Below are 17329 nucleotides of genomic sequence, written 5' to 3'. Positions count from 1 at the left end.
CACAGATAATTATTTATTTCATTCAAATTAAGTTGCGCTATAGTTACAGTTTTGCTCCTCATCGCCAAAACTTTTTCCCAATGCGTTGTAAAAGTTCGCGGCTTCCTTCAGTCCGCCAAATTTCTACAATTCGCGCCAATTTACCTCGTTTTACCACGGTCGGTGTTACTAGTGTACGTATCTGTCGATCAGGTGCATACTCTGCTTGCAAGCAATAGCGCCGCAGAGGTTCAACAACTTCTGACCAACTCAAGGATTCTCGCAACGGGTCAAATGCTGAAGCCCAAGATGATTTGGGACGTTCTAACATTTGTGCGATCGCGACTCGCACTGCTTCTACATCCAAAGGTGGTACAGTTTTACCAACACCGTACTGTTTTACCCATTCACTCGTGACATCTCCTTCACTAACCAGTACAGGTAAACGCGTCCAAAGATAGTCTAATACTCGTGTCCGAATCGAATAACGGGTTTCTATGTGTGGGGGATGAAGAGTGACGCCGATATCAGCTTCACACAACAGCGCTTCTCTTTGTTCGTATGGTATCCATTCGTAAAAGAAAATGGTGCGGTCTTTCTCGCCAATTTCAGCAGCAAGAACTTGAGTTTGTTCCGCCATTTTATGAGGAGGAACCTGAGGGTTGGGATGACGTGTTCCTAAAAAGACCAGTCGTGCTTGCGGGTTCTCAGCGACAACTTGAGTCCAAGCTTTGACTAGGGTGAGAGGGTCGAGCCAATCCCAAATGCCGCCGCCCCATAGTACAATACGAGCATCTTCTGGAAATGCCGGATGTATACCACGCAAGGTGGGATTAGGACGTGGTTCTCGGTTAAGAAAGCCGATTCCAACCACATCAATCAAAGAACGCAGGCTAGTATCTTTGGCAAAATTGCGGGGATTGATGCGTCCATTGGAAGCCAGTACACCTATCCACAAATCTCGCTGGCGATCGCTCCCACAAATGAAAAAATCACCTAAACGAGCTAGGCTATTGGTAATATCCACAGCGCGGTTGTTCAAGCTTTCCTGTGCGGCGAGTGGCTTGTTGAGGTGGTAGTGTAAATTCTCTAAAATAAACGGATCGTAAAGGTCAACGACAATACGTTTCTGTGTCTGGTGTAAAAAGGGGAATTTTTCGACCATGTAACCAGACACTAAGGCAATATCACTGTTTTCTACCAAAACTTGCAAACTCTTTGGACGTTCATCCCAGTAACGCACAAGTTTGATATTTGGAACTTCAAGTGTTGTTTCAGAGGGAATAGCAAGGGTGACATCCAAATCCTGACTAAGAACGCGAGCTAATTCTAGGTAACGCATCCCAGGACCAGCCATTTTAATATCTACCACATCATTACTCACAATGAGTAAGTGTGGACGAGATTTAACATTTTCTAATTCAAGCATTAATTGAATTTTGATTTCAACATTTCTTTTAGCTTATACCACTGATTTCTCAGTTGCCAAAATTTACTTTTTTCTATCTCTTCTACTAAAGATTGTAAACACTGAAGTTCTATCTCTTTGTTTTTTAACTCTGTGTATAATTGAGAATCATTTATAAATTTATTAGCTTTCTGAGTTATATATTCCAATCTGTTTTTCATCTTTTGTCCAATCAATTCAGGACTTAATAATAGCCTGACTTGTTCAGAGGCTTTTGCACCCACTTGCCTTGCTTCTTCATAATTATTCAATACGTATTTCATTAAATAGGCAGCATGGTCAATATCTGGTTCTGCCCAAAAATTACCTTTTTTATAATGAGCACAATCTTCTGTCAAGGAAACTAAAGAATACTTAACAGGGAAACTATGACTAACATTCATAAAGTCAGTATTTCCTGAGTAGGCTGTTGCTATCACTGGTTTTCCATAGAACATTGCTTCAGCCATTGTCAAACCAAACCCTTCAGAACGATGTAAAGATACGTAGCAATCACAATGGTAAATTAGTGAGTTCAGTTCGTCTTTTAGCAAAAATTTATCAATTAATTTAATGTTACTAAAGCCTTTCACTAAATCTTTTAGCTGCTGATATTTCTCAGGAAAGTCTTTAGCATTAGAAAATTTCAGAACTAATAAGGCTTGTTCATTATCTTTGCCGAAGGCTTGCTGAAAAGCTTTAATGACTGCTGTGGGATTTTTACGCTCAAATACACTGTAAAAATCAAATATAAAGAGAAAAATAAATTTATGCTCTGGTAATCCCAGTGCTTGTTTGTTTACTATAGGTTGTGGTAGGGAAATACTGTGCATGAGTTTAATTACTGGCACAGGTGATGCTGGTGCGATCGCATCTACACTGTAACTACTAGGAGTCCATATTTCATGAAAAAGATTAAATGCAGGTAGGTATTCTTGAGGAAAATCTGGAAGTTCCCATACCCAATACCCAATATTATACTTATTTTTAAAATATTCAGGTTGAGCAGAACTGATAAAAGTATTGATCATATCTGCATTCACCTGAATAATATTAATTGGATAAGGATTCTCGTCAGAGAAATTGGTATAAGTAGAATCTAACTTTCTGTGAATTTTATTAAAAGTACAATTATTAATGACAAAAGGAATGCCAACTGCCTCAAGCGCTCTAATAGTTGATCTGACACCTTCACCCAAACCAAATTCACTGTTAATATAACCTGAAATGTTAACACCGAAGGAAAAACTGGCGGCGTCAGTTGAAATTTTACGTTCTGAAGGCATGGCGTTTCTCCTTGAAGACCAATACTACGATTAGCCTACAATAGTAAACATATTCAATTTCACAAGTTTGGTATTTAACGTGTTTGGATACTTCAGACGCTGCGAGCATTCTTTGTTCAGGAGGCAAATCTACAATATAGTGAGTCGTAGGCGCACCTCCCCAATAAGTCAGGCAGGTCATATTTAGATGCGGTTGCCCTGGGGACGCTCTCTGCCCTCTACTTGAAATTTTCTTCAAGTTTAAGTATCAGATTACTTAAATATTGATTAACAGATAGTTGTGTAAAAAAAACTCGTCTTTTTCGTTGTGCAGCGATGACTTTTGCTCTCAGTGATTTATCCTTAACAAGTAGCTTTGCTAGTGCAGCAACTTGCACAAAATCATCCTTACTGGTAAACATCAACCCAGCTTCACCTAATGTTTCTGGCACAGCACTACTTTTATAAGCAAGAATAGGAACATCAAACCACATAGCCTCAACCAGTGGCACACAAAAACCTTCATGCTCACTCATTGACCAAAATACCTGTGCAGTTTTATAAAATGCTAATAGTTGAGCATCGTTGATTTTTCCTGGAATCATTACGTGCTGGGTCAAATTTAAACTTTCAATGATGCTCATTATATGGCGATAGTATGGATCGTTGATATCGCCGCCTCCTACTAAAATGAGTCGCGCTTGGTGATCCATTGTCAAATAATGGTCAAAAGCTTCTACCAAATGATCTTGACGTTTGTTTGGTGAAAAGCGTCCGACAAACAGCAGATTAGTTTTACCATCTTGCAGTTGCCGCATTAATGTAGCATCTGCAGGCATATCCCATTTGTTAGGGGTGACCCCGATAGGTAGAATACCTGGTTGAGCAAACCCAGATGTCATAAGTTCAGCTGCGTTGTAAGCAGAAACTCCCACTGATAAAGGGAAGTGTGGAGCTAGTTGTTTCAAATCAGCCCGACCTTGTTCTAAAAGTCGGGCAATTTCTGGTCGGTATGCTAAAAAAAACTCAGCAGGTGTAATATTGTGATAAATTAAGCACTTAGTACCTGGATGAGCGATCGCATAATCTGTCACTTCACAACCAATCGAGTGGTGGTAAATTAAGCCAGCTTGAGGACTAATACTATCTGGCTGAAATTTTTTTCCCTCTTTAGCAACTGCTGGATCTAGGTGTTCAACAAAAATATTGGATTTATACCCAAGATTGCGTAGATAGTCTCTAATCGCCCGGGCTTGGTTAGAAATGGCATCCCCATAGGTAAAACCGGGTAAGAGTTGATGAATTTCTTTTAGTGTTCTCTTTGTTGGCTTGTTTGAAACTGTAACCTGTTTTTCAGATAACCCAAGTACAGTTTCGTAACGTTCAATGACCTTATCCCATACCGCATTCTCTTGAGCATAAGCTTTACCATTTGCTCCATACTTTGCCAGATGCTCATCTCCCATCTGGTCAATTTTTGCAAACAGTTCTGCCCATTCAATTTCTGTTCCTGCTAACCAACCCCCTTTTGAACTTTCAACTGCCATTGCAGTTGCCAAACAATCCTGATGGGCAGCAACAGGTCGTTCGTAAAACCAAGCTTCCATTATGACGCGAGAGTAACTTTCATTCCGACTTGGTTGGAATAAAGCCAAGCAGTTGGCTAATAACGTTTCTTTCTCACTTTCTTGCACTAAACCCAAATCAACCAAACCGGGAACCGAGCCATTAAAAGATGTATTACCTGGTCCAGCAAGAACTAACCTTAAACTAGAGTCTGGATGCTTCTGTCTGAAAGTTGCATAAGCCTTGACTAAAAAATCTGTTTTTTTTGTTGAATCCCGGCGACCAAGATAAAGAATAAAACGCTCTTGCTTTACTGGAAATTCTCCTATATGAGTGAGGTTTGTATCATAATGCCGACCAACCTCCACGCCTTCACCCACTATAATGCTTTTTGGAATAATCCCTGGTCCATATAAATTAATTGCCAGTTGAGCTTCGCCTTCACTATTGAACAACAATCCCTTAGCCTCGTGGAAAATTTTTGCAACTTGAGGCAAGTAAGCATAAACTTCATCATGCAAACAAGGTTGTAAAAAGGCACGCTCTGCAATAATTGGTAATCCGTTTAGTATAGGACCATAAAGATAGGGTAGAAATAGAAATGCCTGATACTGTTCTCGCTGATTTCTTAAGTAATCCAGCAACTGAATAGAGTTTATATTTTCTTCGCAAAATATAGCTGCCTCTTCTAGACTTACTGGATTGACTCCAGGTTTGATCTCACCAGAGGGTAAGCTTAACATGAAGCTATTGACACAATTAAAGCTATTGCTATTACGATTAGCTACCTGAAAACGTCGAATTTTAACAGCCTCATCCTGGCTTAATCCTACTTTAAGGTGGTTAACTCCCCAGTCGTCGAGGAATGAGCGACAACAAGTTGTCAATATCTCCACCTGATGTCCTCTATTTGCAAGGCGTGTAGCTATTTGCCAGGCTTGTTGCTCCGCCCCTCCTTTTAAATTTTTGCCAAACCAGGTAGTAACAATTGCCAATGGCTTCATATTTTATATCCAACTACTGCATAATCACGAGGACCAAAGAACCAGTTGCGAAGAGTTTGCATGCCTGGAGCTTCTTGATCAAAAGGACTGTTTTCTACAGGATTTAAATACAATAATTGAACATTTGATAATCCTTGATAATTTAACAAAAATTGAATCATTTCTGGGTGAAGTGGATTCAGATGTGTTGGATCTGAATAAAAGTCACAAGCCCCTACCAATAAATTTTGAGGATTTGGCGTTTCAAAAATAGCTAATCCATTCGTTTTGAGCACTCGTGCTACTTCATTAAATAACTTTATTAACAGAGGAAATGGTAGATGTTCGATAATATGAAAACCAGTAACAGCACCCAAACTAGCATCTGGCAAAGATTGCAAGTAAGCAATTGCATCGGATTCTATCACTTCCAATTCCCTAGCTTGGCACTGCTCTACCATCACTCTGTTGATATCTATCCCCTTTGCTATATATCCAGATTCACGGATTAACTCTAGCCATTCACCTCGTCCACATCCCACATCTAGAATCGGTGAATCCTGCGTACCTATTTGAGCTTCAGCAATTATAGGCAGGTAGACCTTCAATTTTTTAGTTATTTCTTCACGAGTGCCCCGAAATCGGTCTTCAAAAGCGGCATAGAAACCATCCAACGAGTGCTGGTTTTCATTCACAAAAGTTTGCAGTTGGTCTTGACTCAAAGGTTGTGGTAAACGTTGCTGCGCTTCTTCCAAAAACAGAGTAAGCAAGCGCTTTTGCTGGCTGAGGTCATTCTTAAGGTAAGTGTCGTTTCTGATGTAACGCTCATTCTGTCCTTGGACGCGAGTATTCACAGAATCCAGATGCTCATCTATCCGTTGCACTCGACTATCTACGGCATCTAAGCGTTTTTGGATATCACTCATCCTACTATTTGTGCTGCTATTGATGGTATCCCATCTGTCATCCATTCCTTGAATGCGAGTATTTACAAGACTTAGGTTCTCACTCAGTCCTTCAATGTGAGTATGTACAGTACTTAGGCGTTCATTTAGTTCATCAAAGGGAGTAGCTACAGTACTCAGTTGCTCATCCAACTGTGAGCGTAAAGTTTCTACTTGTGCAATTAGCTGCCGATTCAGCTCTGTAGACTCTTTTAAAGCATTGATTACATTGAAGTTTACTTCTCGTTGATCTTTAAATATAAAATTTAGTATTTTTAAAGCTATTTTTTGTATTCCTCTGATTAAATTAAAAGGAAACCGATTCAAGTTATCAGGCCACTTTGTACGGACAATAGCTCTAGATTCTGCATTCCTAAGTAAAGCTTGAATATGACTTATTTTCCAATCCATTACTGATGCTTCAATATTAAATGTTGAAACGACTGGTAGACGAAATCGATTCTTTCGTCTGGCTACTTCATCCCGAACCTTTTGCATCAACTCATTTATATTAATTTCTGGATTATTTTTGTCTATCATTTTTAGGTTCTCATTTTTAGTCTTGCCTACTGACTATTATTTCTAATCATTTTTTCTCTAAAGCTTCAGCTTGCGGTGTTATCTCTTTTACCGTTTTAGCTGGAATACCCGCTACAACATGATAGCTAGGAACGTCACCTTTCACGACTGCACCTGCTGCAACTACAGAATGCTTACCAATTTTACATGGACCAATGACTGTAACGTTACTTGCTATCCATACACCTTCCTCGATAACAATGTCATTTCCTTCAGTTGGAAAATCGTTCATCCTTTCTAGTCCAAACTTACTAGAGTCATGAGTTCCAGTTATTACGCTTACATTATGACCAAAAAAAACATATTCACCAATTAATATACTTCCAGATGAAAGGTTGAATAAAGCATTGTTAACAACGCATGTTTGTGAAAGTTTTAATCTTCTTGCATCACCAAAAATTAGATATTGTTTTACGATGACATCCTTAATACGTTCATCAAAATATCCTTTAACTAAAGATTGATTCAGATAATTTTCAATATATGATTTCATCCAGGTCTCTAATTTAGACCGTAAAAATTTTTCAATCACTTTGTACATAATGGTGCCTCACATAGTCTTACCTCTCTGCCAGATACTTGAAAGATTCCATCTACAAAGTCATTTACTGCTGCTTGTATAACAGTTGCATTCTGAATCCAATCCAGCATTTCTAAGTTTTCATGGGGACCGTCTCCAAATGCTATGTCAAAAGCGTAATTTCCTCCAGATAAGTGAGGCCAAATAAACTCAAATTCAACTGTTGCTCTTCCTATCTCTGATTGAGATAACCAGTAGTCGGCAAAATTTTTATCTATCAATTCGGTACTCCATCCTGATAGAACAGTTCTTAATCTATCAAGTAGAGCTATGCCAACATTTGGCTTTCTCACTTTGTCATGTCTAAACGTAGTAATTCGGATCCTTACTATATCTCCTGGGTAAACCAACTTAATTGGCTTATCGTCTGCACCAACTATAGAGATAGCTTCAATTTCTGCACGACCAGTACCAAATCTTTCAAATCCAGCAAATGATATATATGGCTTTTGAGTAAAAGGATTTAAGTTTTTAACAGTAATCTTACTTATATCTATCTTATCTTCATTTAAACTTGGCGAAACATTGTGCTCTGAATTGATATTTATGGCAGTTCTCTTATTGACTTCCTCATGTATCCAAGCTTGATAGTGTTTGCAGACCTCAGCAGGTTTTCCGCCATCTACAATCTCGCCTTGATTAATCCAGATAGCTTCTGAACAAAGGCGCGAAACAGATCCTATATCATGGGATACAAATAAAATCGTCCCACCAGTATCTTGAAAATCTCTAATTTTTGCCATACAGCGATGCACGAAAACCCCATCTCCTACAGATAAGGCTTCATCTACAATCAAAATATCGGGATTGACATTAATTGCTACTGAAAATGCTAAACGAACAAACATCCCACTAGAATAGGTCTTAACTGGCTCGTCGATAAAACTTCCAATTTCAGCAAAAGTTACAATATCATCAAACTTAGCTTCTATTTCTTCTCGACTTAATCCTAAAATTTGCCCATTAAAAAATACATTCTGCCGCCCTGTAAACTCTGGATTAAATCCACTACCTAGTTCAAGTAAAGCTGAAACTCGACCATTCACATAGACTTCTCCTGTAGTTGGTGTCAACGTTCCGGCAATAATTTGCAGTAGTGTACTTTTGCCAGATCCATTTTGACCAATAATCCCTACAGTTTCTCCTTGGGGAACCTTGAAGTTAATATCTCGCAAAGCCCAAAACTCTTGAGCGCGGCTCTTTCCGGGTAGCAAAATTTCCTTTAACTTATCTACCGGACGAGCATAGCGCTTGTAGCACTTCGAGACATTCTTTAGTGAAACTGCAATCTCCTCACCCATATCAGCAAATACGCCTCAAAACTAACCGTGCTCAATTTCACAAATTCAAGAAATCCTCTGGTTTATTGTCCCCTTGTTTGGTGAATTGCACATAGCTTACTCACAAAACATCTGCAAAAGCCGGACGCAAACGCTTATACACTGAATAACCTAAATAAAATACGATTGCAGATACGACAAAAGCAACTGCCCACTCGCCCCAGTGCTTCACATCTCCCGTTAAAACTAGGTCACGATAAACTTCTGCTATTGTCCCTATTGGATGTAACCAAAACACCCAACCCCGCCATGCTTCTGGAATAGCTGACGCTGGGTAGACAATGGGTGCCAAATATAACCAAATGTTTAATACAACTGTCAATGTCTGCGGAATATCTCGTAAAAACACAGTTAATCCCGCTGCCAAATACCCCAATCCTGAAGTAAAGAGCACTTGCGTCAGCCAGACCAACGGCAGGAGTGCCAAAGTTGCATGTAAAGTATGAGAAGTTAACGCCACAAAAAAAATCAACGCCATCAAACCAAAAGAACTCTCAATCAACGTTGATAAAACTGGCACCAGCGGTAACAAAGCCAGGGGAAATACCACTTTCTTGACTAAATTTGGCTGTCCTACCACCGAATTTGTTGACTGAATTAAACCATTACTAAACGCAATCCACGGCAGTAACCCCGCAAATAGCCACAAACCAAAGGTAAAGTTATTTTCTGGTAAGTTTTTAAGACTTAACTTAACCTTTAATACAATCGAAAAAACATAAGTGAAAATCAATAACTGTGATAGCTGATTCACTAAGGGCCATAAATTTCCTAAAACAGAACCTTTGTACCGCGCCTCTAAATCCCGTCGCACCAGCGTTCTCAACAAGTCAAACTTTGCCCACCACAGATCATTAAATGGGAGCAAGCGTCTCAACTTTCCCGCCTTTCGGACAACTCCTCGCATTGTTTGCAACAATTCCTGCTCCTTGCTCGAGACCTACACACCAAATTTCTCTCAATGAAGTCCAAGAGTTTTGAAAGTTCCCACCATACTTCTATAGACAGAATAAGTTGTTACTGTACAGTTACAGCCAAATTATCTTGTAAATTATACGCTTAAAAAGTTTCCTTGTATCAAACAAGTCATTGTTTCACTTTCAAGGCAAGTTATCCGGATCAATTCCCTGTATACGCAAATATTCTACTAATCTCTCAGCGCGTTGACGTTCTTGTTCAGCGCGTTGGCGTTCTTGTTCGACTTGCTGTGCAGGTGTTGGTATCCACTGATGATCTGCACTGTACCAACGCAGCCATAGACCTGTTGTGTTGTCATAAGAACCTTGCCAAACTCCCAAACCTAGCTGTAGTTCTTCTAACCACAAACGTTGGTTGGGTAAAGACAATTCCTGGTAACGAGTTCCCTCTAAGCGAAAGCAGCGCAGTTGATTGTTGTATCGGTCAAACACAACATAATAGGGAATACGTAAAATTTGCTCATAAACCTGCCACTTGGTTGGGGGCTTGTTGACTTCTCTGAGGGTTTGTCCTAAGTCTTCCTGTTCTGTCCCAGGTGAAAGCAACTCAACAACTAAAAATGGAGCCACTCCCTCTTGCCAAATCACATAACTCAAGCGCAAGTCTTGTTGTTGTTGAGCACGAGAAACCCCCAAGACTATGTACCAATCTGGACGCTTGTACCACAATGGGTGACGGAGGTCGTAGTAAAGATTTAAGTCGGTAGCAATTAAAATTTCTTCAGTGGGATAGTTAGGAGGTTGACAAGTTTCACTAAGCAGTCTGGGTTGAAAAATATGAAATTCATCTGGCAAGCCGGGTTCTCCCACTAATTCACTAGGCAAATCATACATCGTTGGTAAGACTTCGTGGGGTGGACGGGGTGGATCGGTTTGATACATGAGTGCGACCTCTGACTTCAACGCAAAGACTAAGTTAAACTATCTGGATCAATACCTAATGATCGCAACTGCTGTGCCAACAACTGCGATCGCTGTCGTTCTTTTTCCAAAAGCAATTGAGCTTCGGATGCTTGTTGCTGTGCTTCGGATGCTTGTTGCTGTGCTTCGGATGCTCGTTGCTGTTCCTCAATAGCCATTTGTTGTGCAACTTTCGCTGCCTCCTCTGGTGTCGGCACCAAATCGCCTTCAGTTGTGAAGTATCGCAGTTTACCCGCATCCACACCCAAATACAGACCTAGCACCTGACTCCAACGCCATCCTTGTGCATTTGGGGCAATTTCTTGATATTCATTGCCTACCAACTCAAAACCGACAAATTCCAAATTTTCCGGCGAAAACCAAAAATATTCTGGAGTACGAAACCGGTTTTCATATAAGTTTTTCTTCAAATTCCGGTCAACTTTAGCTGTACTCTCTGAAAGTAATTCAATAATCAAGTCTGGATAACGACCATCTTCCTCCCAAACAACCCAAGAATTGCGGGGTCTTTTCTCAGTGTCCTTCACGAAGAAAAAATCTGGTCCTCTAAAATCCCGATTCCGCAACTGCTGGCGACTGAAATATATAGTCAGATTCGCGCCAATAAAGAAATCATTCCGGTCTCGCCACAGCCACTCCAAACAAGTTACCAGCAGCAGAAGCTGCATATAATGCAAAGAACTCTCCATTTCTGGCTCATCACTTAACAACCGACTTGCATCGGGCATCTGTTGTTCTAGCTGTTGTGCTGTGACAAACATCTGCTTACACCTGCTTACCTATTGATTTCATTTTAGTCAGTAGTCCTTTGATAGTAGTTAGTGGTTAGTTGATAGTTGTCAATAAGTCCTACTATCTACTATCAACTAACCACTTTCCTACTCCCTCTCACGTCCCAGATTCGGCTACACTGAGTCTTGGTTTGTCGTGTTGTAAGTTGGCATGGAAATTGGACAAAAAGTGAAAATCGTTCGCTTGCGCGATCGCGTATCTCCTCCTGTTGTGAAAAGACTAGGACAAGTCGGCACCATCGAAGGCTATAAAATGACCGATAGTAGCGGTGTTGGCGTAGTGGTCAAGTTTGAGGATAATTTTGCAACTTGGTTTTTTGAAGATGAACTCAAACTCGTGCAGTAGGGGAGAACGGCGTTAGCAGTAGCTCCTCGCTTTGTGAGGCTCACAACCATGCCTTCGCGCAGCGTGCGCCAAAGGCGCTCAGTTCCTCCTTTAGGAGGCGCGGAGGAAGCTACTAAAACAAGCTGAGTGCTAAGTTGGAGTTGAAAAACCAGCGGTAAAAATTAGGAATCAAGTAATGGCCCTGATACTGACATTTTTGGGCAAAGGCGGCAGTGATTGCGCTTCGCGCAGTGCCCTAACGGGCAATCGCACGAAAATTGCGATCGCCGCAGCTAAGTTATTGGCAAGTCAAGGCAAGCGTGTTCTCCTAGCTGGACAGGCAGATCCAGCATTGTCAATTCTGCTAGGAGCAACTCTTAGTCCTGACCCCCAAGAAATTGCTGCCAATCTACAAGTTGTGCAGTTCCAAACAGCGGTGCTGCTAGAACGTAGCTGGGAGGAAGTCAAAAAACTCGAGGCGCAATACCTCCGCACGCCCATTCTGAAAGATATTTACGGTCAAGAACTGGCAGTCTTGCCGGGGATGGACAGCGCCCTCGCCCTGAATGCCATCCGCGAGTACGACGAAAGCGGCAAATATGACGCCATAGTCTACGATGGCTCAGGCGACTCTTCCACGCTGCGGATGTTGGGAATGCCAGAGTCTCTCAGTTGGTATGTGCGGAGGTTTCGCCAATTGTTTATCAATTCCGACTTAGGAAAAACAATTTCCGAATCACCCTTGATTCAACCCCTCATTAGCACCTTTTTCAACGTCAACTGGACATCAGATAACTTCTCCCAACCCACTAACAAAATCAATAATATTTTGGACAAGGGAAGAGCTGCCCTTGCCGACCCTAAACGCATTGCTGCTTTCCTAGTCACGACCAATGACCCTGTGGAAGTCGCTACGACCCGTTATCTTTGGGGTGGTGCCCAACAAGTTGGTCTCACTGTTGGTGGCGTTATCCTTGTGTCTTCTGACACAACTATCTCCTTAGGAGAGGAATTTACTCCCCTGCCAGTGAGTGTTGTTCCAGACGCAAAAGCAGGTGAGTGGCAACCGCTCATTGATGCCCTACCTAATTTGGTGGCGCAAGCGCTACAGGCTCCCAAGCCTATAGAAGTAGACGTTCACACAAGTCAGGTTCGCTTATTTCTGCCTGGATTTGACAAAAAACAGGTCAAACTGACTCAATATGGTCCAGAAGTCACTGTGGAAGCAGGAGACCAACGACGTAATATCTTCCTACCTCCTGCCCTGAGTGGCAGATCTATTACTGGAGCGAAGTTTCAAAATAATTATTTGATAATCTCCTTTTAGGTATTAGGAAGGGAATGGGGGATAGGGAAAGGTTAATAGTAAGTGGTTAGTAGATAGTGGAACAACTAACAACTAACAACTAACAACTAACAACTACCCACTACCAACTAACAATTCCCTATTCCTTTATTCCCAACGACCAATTAACGTGTATGCCTTATGTCTGAATCAACTCCCATTCCTCCAGATCCAAATTCACCTCAAGCACTCAACTCGGTAACACCAACAGAGGAAGTCAAAGCTGCTATTGATCGTGGTGCTAAAACCAGGCAACTCCTAGGTATGAAAGGTGCAGCGCCTGGGGAAACCGCAATTTGGAAAATCCGCCTGCAACTGATGAAGCCCATTACCTGGATTCCCCTCATATGGGGGGTCGTGTGTGGTGCGGCTTCTTCCGGCGAGTACACCTGGACGCTGGAAAATGTGTTGAAGGCTGCAACGTGTATGTTACTGTCGGGACCGTTGCTGGCGGGTTATACGCAAACCCTGAATGAATACTACGATCGCGAAATTGACGCCATCAACGAACCTTATCGCCCAATTCCGTCAGGTGCAATTCCTTTACCCCAGGTCATTACGCAAATTCTGATATTACTGCTTTCAGGTCTTGCCTTAGCATTTGTTTTAGATGTTTGGGCAGGTCATGACTTCCCCACCATCACAGTGACCGCCCTGCTGGGTTCCTTCATAGCATACATCTACTCAGCACCACCACTGAAACTTAAGCAGAACGGTTGGTTCAGCAGCTATGCCCTTGGTGCTAGCTACATTGCCTTACCTTGGTGTACTGGTCATGCTTTGTTTGGTGAACTCAATTGGAAAATTGTGGTTTTCACTGTAGTTTATAGTTTGGCTGGTTTGGGTATTGCCATTGTCAATGACTTCAAGAGTGTGGAAGGCGATCGCAAGTTCGGATTAAAGTCACTACCCGTGATGTTTGGTGTCACCACCGCAGCCTGGATTTGCGTGGTGATGATTGATGTCTTTCAAGCAGCAATTGCTGGTTATCTCATCTACATCCATGAGAATTTATACGCCGCTATTCTACTACTGCTCGTCATCCCGCAAATCACCTTCCAAGATATGTACTTCCTGCGTGATCCATTAAACAACGATGTCAAGTACCAAGCCAGCGCCCAACCATTCCTAGTCATAGGAATGCTTGTTGCTGGATTAGCGATTGGTCATGCTGGTGTTTAACTTATACCTCTCAAGTGAGACGTTAGGAGTAAGGAAAAAAGTAACAGTTAAGAGTAAGTAGTGAGTAGCAATAAATTATGAATTATAAATTCTCAAAAATTTTCAGAATTCATAATTTGCTACTCCTAACTTAAAAATAATGACTCGTAATTTTTGTCAGGACTTACCGTGTTGCAACTACTGTATTATCTAATACATCTCATTCAACCGTTGATCATTCCTATTTGCTTTTTCTGCGCTTGGGCGTTAACTATTCTCGTCGCTTGGAGTATGTGGACGGCAGCGAGAGATAGCGTCATGACAGCGCAACAAATGCATCAAATTCCTTGTTCAAATTGCCAGTATTTTACCAATGATTACCGCCTTAAATGCACCGTCCGTCCCTCTATTGCCAATACAGAAGAAGCGATAAACTGTATGGACTATCAACCTACAACCAATCCTATGCTCTACTAAAGAAGCTTTCTTAGTATTTTTGTGTCTTAGTGGTTCCATACAGGATGGCGATAAACTACAAAGACACAAAAATCGGCATTCTGCCAAGGAACAATGGTTTATTGTTAGGTATAACCGATAATGAATAAAAATGATTTAATTGAAAAACTATCTTTAGTTGAACACATTGAAGGAGGCTATTTTTCAGAAACATACCGTTCGGATTTAAAAATAGCAACCGATAGAGAGGGAACTGAGCGATCGCTGCTCACTTCTATTTACTATATGCTGACTGATAATAGACCTATTGGTTACTTTCACAAAAACAAATCAAATATTATTCATTATTTCCATGCTGGTTCTCCCTTAACCTATTTAATCCTTCACCCCAATGGAGAACTTAACAAACTCAAGCTAGGATTTGACGTTACCAAAGGTCATCTTTTTCAATTAAAAGTACCAGGAGGCTGCTGGAAAGCAACAGTGCTTGAAGAAGGAGAATTCGGTTTACTTGGGGAAGCAGTTGCACCAGGCTTTGACTACCGAGATATGGAATTAGCTAAGGCTGATTATTTTCAGTCTAATTTCCCAGACTTGTGGGATGAGCTAGCCCCTTATATAAAAAAATAATACTCTAGGTGCAAAGAAGATGAACCCATCTCCTGAAACCAGGCAAAATTACCTTTTTTTCCCCCGACTGTTTGCCTTGTCCCTAGGATTTTTTTTACTTTGCTCCTCACCAATTTACGCTCAACAACAAGTAGAAACGTCCTGTTCTGAAAAATTTGTTGCTAGCAAGTGCGTTGACCATTTGGCGCAGATATTGCCACAACTAAAACAAGCAAATGTTGTGTATCTAGGTGAGACTCACGACAATCCAGAAGACCACAGAAACCAGCTAGAAATCATTCAGCAACTCTACAACCGCAATCCTAAAATTGCCATTGCAATGGAAATGTTTCAACGACCTTATCAAGGCGTTGTCAATGAATATCTAGCTGGTAAATTGACTGAAGAAGAACTCATAGAGAAAAGCGAATATGAAAAACGCTGGGGTTTTTCTTGGGAAAATTACGCGCCAATTCTCAAGTTTGCCAAAGAAAAAAAACTATCCGTTATAGCCTTAAATACACCTTCAGAAATCACCCGTAAAGTCGCCCGTGAAGGTTTAAAAAGCCTAACACCATCTGAACAAAAATTGATTCCACCCTTGTCAGAAATTCACATAGATAACCAGGAATATCGCCAAAAGTTGCAAGCAGCTTTTCAACAACATCAAGCCGCACGTCATGGTAACAGCGCAGATGTTGAAAACTTTTTCCAAGCGCAAGTTTTGTGGGATGAAACAATGGCAGAGGGTATTGCCAAATTCATCAAAGCTAACCCAAATTATCAAGTTATTGTGTTAGCTGGACAGGGACATATCATCTATGGTTATGGTATCCCTAGCCGCGTTGACCGTCGCCTTAAGGGTGAAAAACTCATTCAGCGTTCTGTTTTGCTGAGTCCTCCAAAAGATGCTCCAACCGACACAGATAAAGCAATAGCAGACTTTATTCTTAAATAGTTAATTGGTTCAGCTGATTATTAGACATCGACATCTTAACACTACTGTGTAAACATCAACCTCAAACCCGAAGCTTTCTCGACCTAATATGCTGCGCTTTAACTATTATAGCGATTCCCATATTCGTAAGGAACAGGAAGAAAGAATTAACCGCAGATGAACGCAGATGGACACAGATAATTTATCTGCGTTTATCTGCGTGCATCTGCGGTTCAAAAATTCATAAATCGTATTTTTGCAAGAAGTCTCGTGTGTTTGTCTCTCAAATCTTGACCTTTTCCACAAACGGAGCAAAAACCGGAATCAATTCTTTGCGACTGACAACCAATGTAGGGAAAGAACGATCGCTATAATCCTCTCCTGGTGACAAAGGAAACGGCTCTGATTTTAATGAGACCCAGCTTCCCCCAGCAGCTTGGACAATAACCCAAGCAGCCGCTATATCCCAAACTTTTGGTGTCGCTTCGACACCCCCCAATGTTGCGCCAGCAGCAGTCGTCAGGAAATTATAGCTAGCAACTCCTAGCATCCGAATCTTGCAGGGAAAATTTTTTTGTATCACTGAGGTGCTGCGGGAACAGAGGTTGAAGAAGTGATGTTTACTAGGAGCATCATCACTGGTATGGATAGGATGGCGATCGCGAAAAGCTCCAGTTGGTGCTTCTAACCCAGATAAACCTCCCCAAAAGCCGTGAAAAGCTTGATTTAATGGCGGGACATAAACGTAACCAAAAACTGGTGTGCCTTGATACAGCAAACCGAGAGAAATCGACCAAATGGGAATCCCACGAGTAAAGTTAGTTGTACCGTCTAAAGGGTCAATGACCCAGCACCATTCGGTATCAGGAAAAACTTTGTTGCCTTCTTCACTTAAGATACCGTAACCAGCGAAAGTAGATACTATGGCGTCCCGTATTTCCTGATCCGCCCATTTATCTGCTTGCGTTACCAAACTGCCATCAGCTTTTTGCAAAGCCTGCACTTGCCCAAAGTCTTGCATCAACTGATTTCCCACTCTTGTTGTCGTGGTTTGGGCAAAATCGAGAATTGTTGTCCAAAATTCAGTCATGTGGCAACGGATGGATAACAGTTGTAGCGGATAG

General features: G+C 41.3%; 16 protein-coding genes. 6 read left to right on the top strand and 10 right to left on the bottom strand.

All coding sequences use genetic code 11. The features are described 5' to 3' along the window. Window positions 1-58 precede the first annotated feature (58 nt). From MAS10914_RS31220 to MAS10914_RS0127080, 9 genes are all read right to left on the bottom strand, one after another. Window positions 59-1408, bottom strand: a complete 1350-nt coding sequence (locus tag MAS10914_RS31220) for a glycosyltransferase family protein (protein ID WP_017319091.1) — start codon at window positions 1406-1408, stop codon at window positions 59-61. Then, complete coding sequence (locus MAS10914_RS0127115) at window positions 1408-2712, bottom strand: glycosyltransferase (protein WP_017319090.1); 1305 nt, start codon at window positions 2710-2712, stop codon at window positions 1408-1410. Before MAS10914_RS0127115 ends, MAS10914_RS31220 begins: the two co-directional genes overlap by 1 nt. Window positions 2713-2930: 218 nt before the next feature. Beyond that, window positions 2931-5261, bottom strand: coding sequence for a glycosyltransferase (locus MAS10914_RS0127110; RefSeq protein ID WP_017319089.1), 2331 nt, complete (start codon window positions 5259-5261; stop codon window positions 2931-2933). Continuing rightward, on the bottom strand, window positions 5258-6724 hold the full coding sequence (locus MAS10914_RS0127105; RefSeq protein ID WP_017319088.1) for a methyltransferase domain-containing protein: 1467 nt from the start codon (window positions 6722-6724) through the stop codon (window positions 5258-5260). The genes MAS10914_RS0127110 and MAS10914_RS0127105 overlap by 4 nt, the downstream gene beginning before the upstream one ends. A 46-nt stretch (window positions 6725-6770) precedes the next feature. Next, window positions 6771-7304 (bottom strand): acyltransferase, encoded by a 534-nt coding sequence (locus MAS10914_RS0127100; protein ID WP_017319087.1) that lies wholly within the window; start codon window positions 7302-7304, stop codon window positions 6771-6773. Further along, on the bottom strand, window positions 7292-8644 hold the full coding sequence (locus tag MAS10914_RS0127095) for an ABC transporter ATP-binding protein (RefSeq protein ID WP_017319086.1): 1353 nt from the start codon (window positions 8642-8644) through the stop codon (window positions 7292-7294). The genes MAS10914_RS0127100 and MAS10914_RS0127095 overlap by 13 nt, the downstream gene beginning before the upstream one ends. Before the next feature lie 100 nt (window positions 8645-8744). Next, complete coding sequence (locus MAS10914_RS0127090) at window positions 8745-9590, bottom strand: ABC transporter permease (RefSeq protein WP_017319085.1); 846 nt, start codon at window positions 9588-9590, stop codon at window positions 8745-8747. Window positions 9591-9783: 193 nt separating this feature from the next. Continuing rightward, window positions 9784-10542, bottom strand: coding sequence for a Uma2 family endonuclease (locus MAS10914_RS0127085; protein ID WP_017319084.1), 759 nt, complete (start codon window positions 10540-10542; stop codon window positions 9784-9786). Between the two features lie 29 nt (window positions 10543-10571). Then, entirely contained in the window at window positions 10572-11342 is a 771-nt protein-coding gene (locus MAS10914_RS0127080; RefSeq protein WP_017319083.1) for a Uma2 family endonuclease, read from the bottom strand. A 181-nt stretch (window positions 11343-11523) separates the two neighbouring features. On the opposite strand from MAS10914_RS0127080, the gene petP reads away from it, so the two are divergent. From petP to MAS10914_RS0127050, 6 genes are all read left to right on the top strand, one after another. Then, window positions 11524-11718: a cytochrome b6f subunit PetP gene (petP, locus tag MAS10914_RS0127075; RefSeq protein WP_017319082.1), complete on the top strand. Its 195-nt coding sequence runs from the start codon at window positions 11524-11526 to the stop codon at window positions 11716-11718. Window positions 11719-11893: 175 nt separating this feature from the next. Continuing rightward, window positions 11894-13024: a Get3/ArsA fold putative tail anchor-mediating ATPase NosAFP gene (locus tag MAS10914_RS0127070; protein WP_017319081.1), complete on the top strand. Its 1131-nt coding sequence runs from the start codon at window positions 11894-11896 to the stop codon at window positions 13022-13024. A gap of 159 nt (window positions 13025-13183) precedes the next feature. Then, on the top strand, window positions 13184-14224 hold the full coding sequence (gene chlG, locus MAS10914_RS0127065) for a chlorophyll synthase ChlG (protein ID WP_017319080.1): 1041 nt from the start codon (window positions 13184-13186) through the stop codon (window positions 14222-14224). 168 nt (window positions 14225-14392) lie between these two features. Further along, window positions 14393-14680 carry a hypothetical protein gene (locus MAS10914_RS0127060; RefSeq protein ID WP_026082848.1) on the top strand — a complete coding sequence of 96 codons (288 nt, stop codon included), beginning with the start codon at window positions 14393-14395 and terminating at the stop codon, window positions 14678-14680. Between the two features lie 120 nt (window positions 14681-14800). Continuing rightward, window positions 14801-15289, top strand: coding sequence for a cupin domain-containing protein (locus tag MAS10914_RS0127055; protein ID WP_017319077.1), 489 nt, complete (start codon window positions 14801-14803; stop codon window positions 15287-15289). A gap of 19 nt (window positions 15290-15308) precedes the next feature. Further along, entirely contained in the window at window positions 15309-16226 is a 918-nt protein-coding gene (locus MAS10914_RS0127050) for a ChaN family lipoprotein (protein ID WP_017319076.1), read from the top strand. Between the two features lie 262 nt (window positions 16227-16488). Here the strand turns inward: MAS10914_RS0127050 and MAS10914_RS0127045 are convergent, their stop codons facing one another. Beyond that, window positions 16489-17295, bottom strand: coding sequence for an inositol monophosphatase family protein (locus MAS10914_RS0127045; protein WP_017319075.1), 807 nt, complete (start codon window positions 17293-17295; stop codon window positions 16489-16491). Window positions 17296-17329: the final 34 nt, after the last annotated feature.

It is taken from the genome of Mastigocladopsis repens PCC 10914, from assembly GCF_000315565.1.
GTDB classification, from domain to species: Bacteria; Cyanobacteriota; Cyanobacteriia; order Cyanobacteriales; family Nostocaceae; genus Mastigocladopsis; species Mastigocladopsis repens.
This window is presented reverse-complemented; position numbering and strand designations above follow the sequence as displayed.

Bases quoted from the DNA above. Each gene is read 5' to 3' on its own strand.
- MAS10914_RS0127115 (WP_017319090.1), bottom strand. From the start codon at position 2,712: ATGCCTTCAGAACGTAAAATTTCAACTGACGCCGCCAGTTTTTCCTTC.
- MAS10914_RS0127070 (WP_017319081.1), top strand. From the start codon at position 11,894: ATGGCCCTGATACTGACATTTTTGGGCAAAGGCGGCAGTGATTGCGCT.
- MAS10914_RS31220 (WP_017319091.1), bottom strand. From the start codon at position 1,408: ATGCTTGAATTAGAAAATGTTAAATCTCGTCCACACTTACTCATTGTG.
- MAS10914_RS0127100 (WP_017319087.1), bottom strand. From the start codon at position 7,304: ATGTACAAAGTGATTGAAAAATTTTTACGGTCTAAATTAGAGACCTGG.
- petP (WP_017319082.1), top strand. From the start codon at position 11,524: ATGGAAATTGGACAAAAAGTGAAAATCGTTCGCTTGCGCGATCGCGTA.
- MAS10914_RS0127105 (WP_017319088.1), bottom strand. From the start codon at position 6,724: ATGATAGACAAAAATAATCCAGAAATTAATATAAATGAGTTGATGCAA.
- MAS10914_RS0127050 (WP_017319076.1), top strand. From the start codon at position 15,309: ATGAACCCATCTCCTGAAACCAGGCAAAATTACCTTTTTTTCCCCCGA.
- MAS10914_RS0127090 (WP_017319085.1), bottom strand. From the start codon at position 9,590: ATGCGAGGAGTTGTCCGAAAGGCGGGAAAGTTGAGACGCTTGCTCCCA.
- MAS10914_RS0127095 (WP_017319086.1), bottom strand. From the start codon at position 8,644: ATGGGTGAGGAGATTGCAGTTTCACTAAAGAATGTCTCGAAGTGCTAC.
- MAS10914_RS0127085 (WP_017319084.1), bottom strand. From the start codon at position 10,542: ATGTATCAAACCGATCCACCCCGTCCACCCCACGAAGTCTTACCAACG.
- MAS10914_RS0127045 (WP_017319075.1), bottom strand. From the start codon at position 17,295: ATGACTGAATTTTGGACAACAATTCTCGATTTTGCCCAAACCACGACA.
- MAS10914_RS0127080 (WP_017319083.1), bottom strand. From the start codon at position 11,342: ATGTTTGTCACAGCACAACAGCTAGAACAACAGATGCCCGATGCAAGT.
- chlG (WP_017319080.1), top strand. From the start codon at position 13,184: ATGTCTGAATCAACTCCCATTCCTCCAGATCCAAATTCACCTCAAGCA.
- MAS10914_RS0127055 (WP_017319077.1), top strand. From the start codon at position 14,801: ATGAATAAAAATGATTTAATTGAAAAACTATCTTTAGTTGAACACATT.
- MAS10914_RS0127110 (WP_017319089.1), bottom strand. From the start codon at position 5,261: ATGAAGCCATTGGCAATTGTTACTACCTGGTTTGGCAAAAATTTAAAA.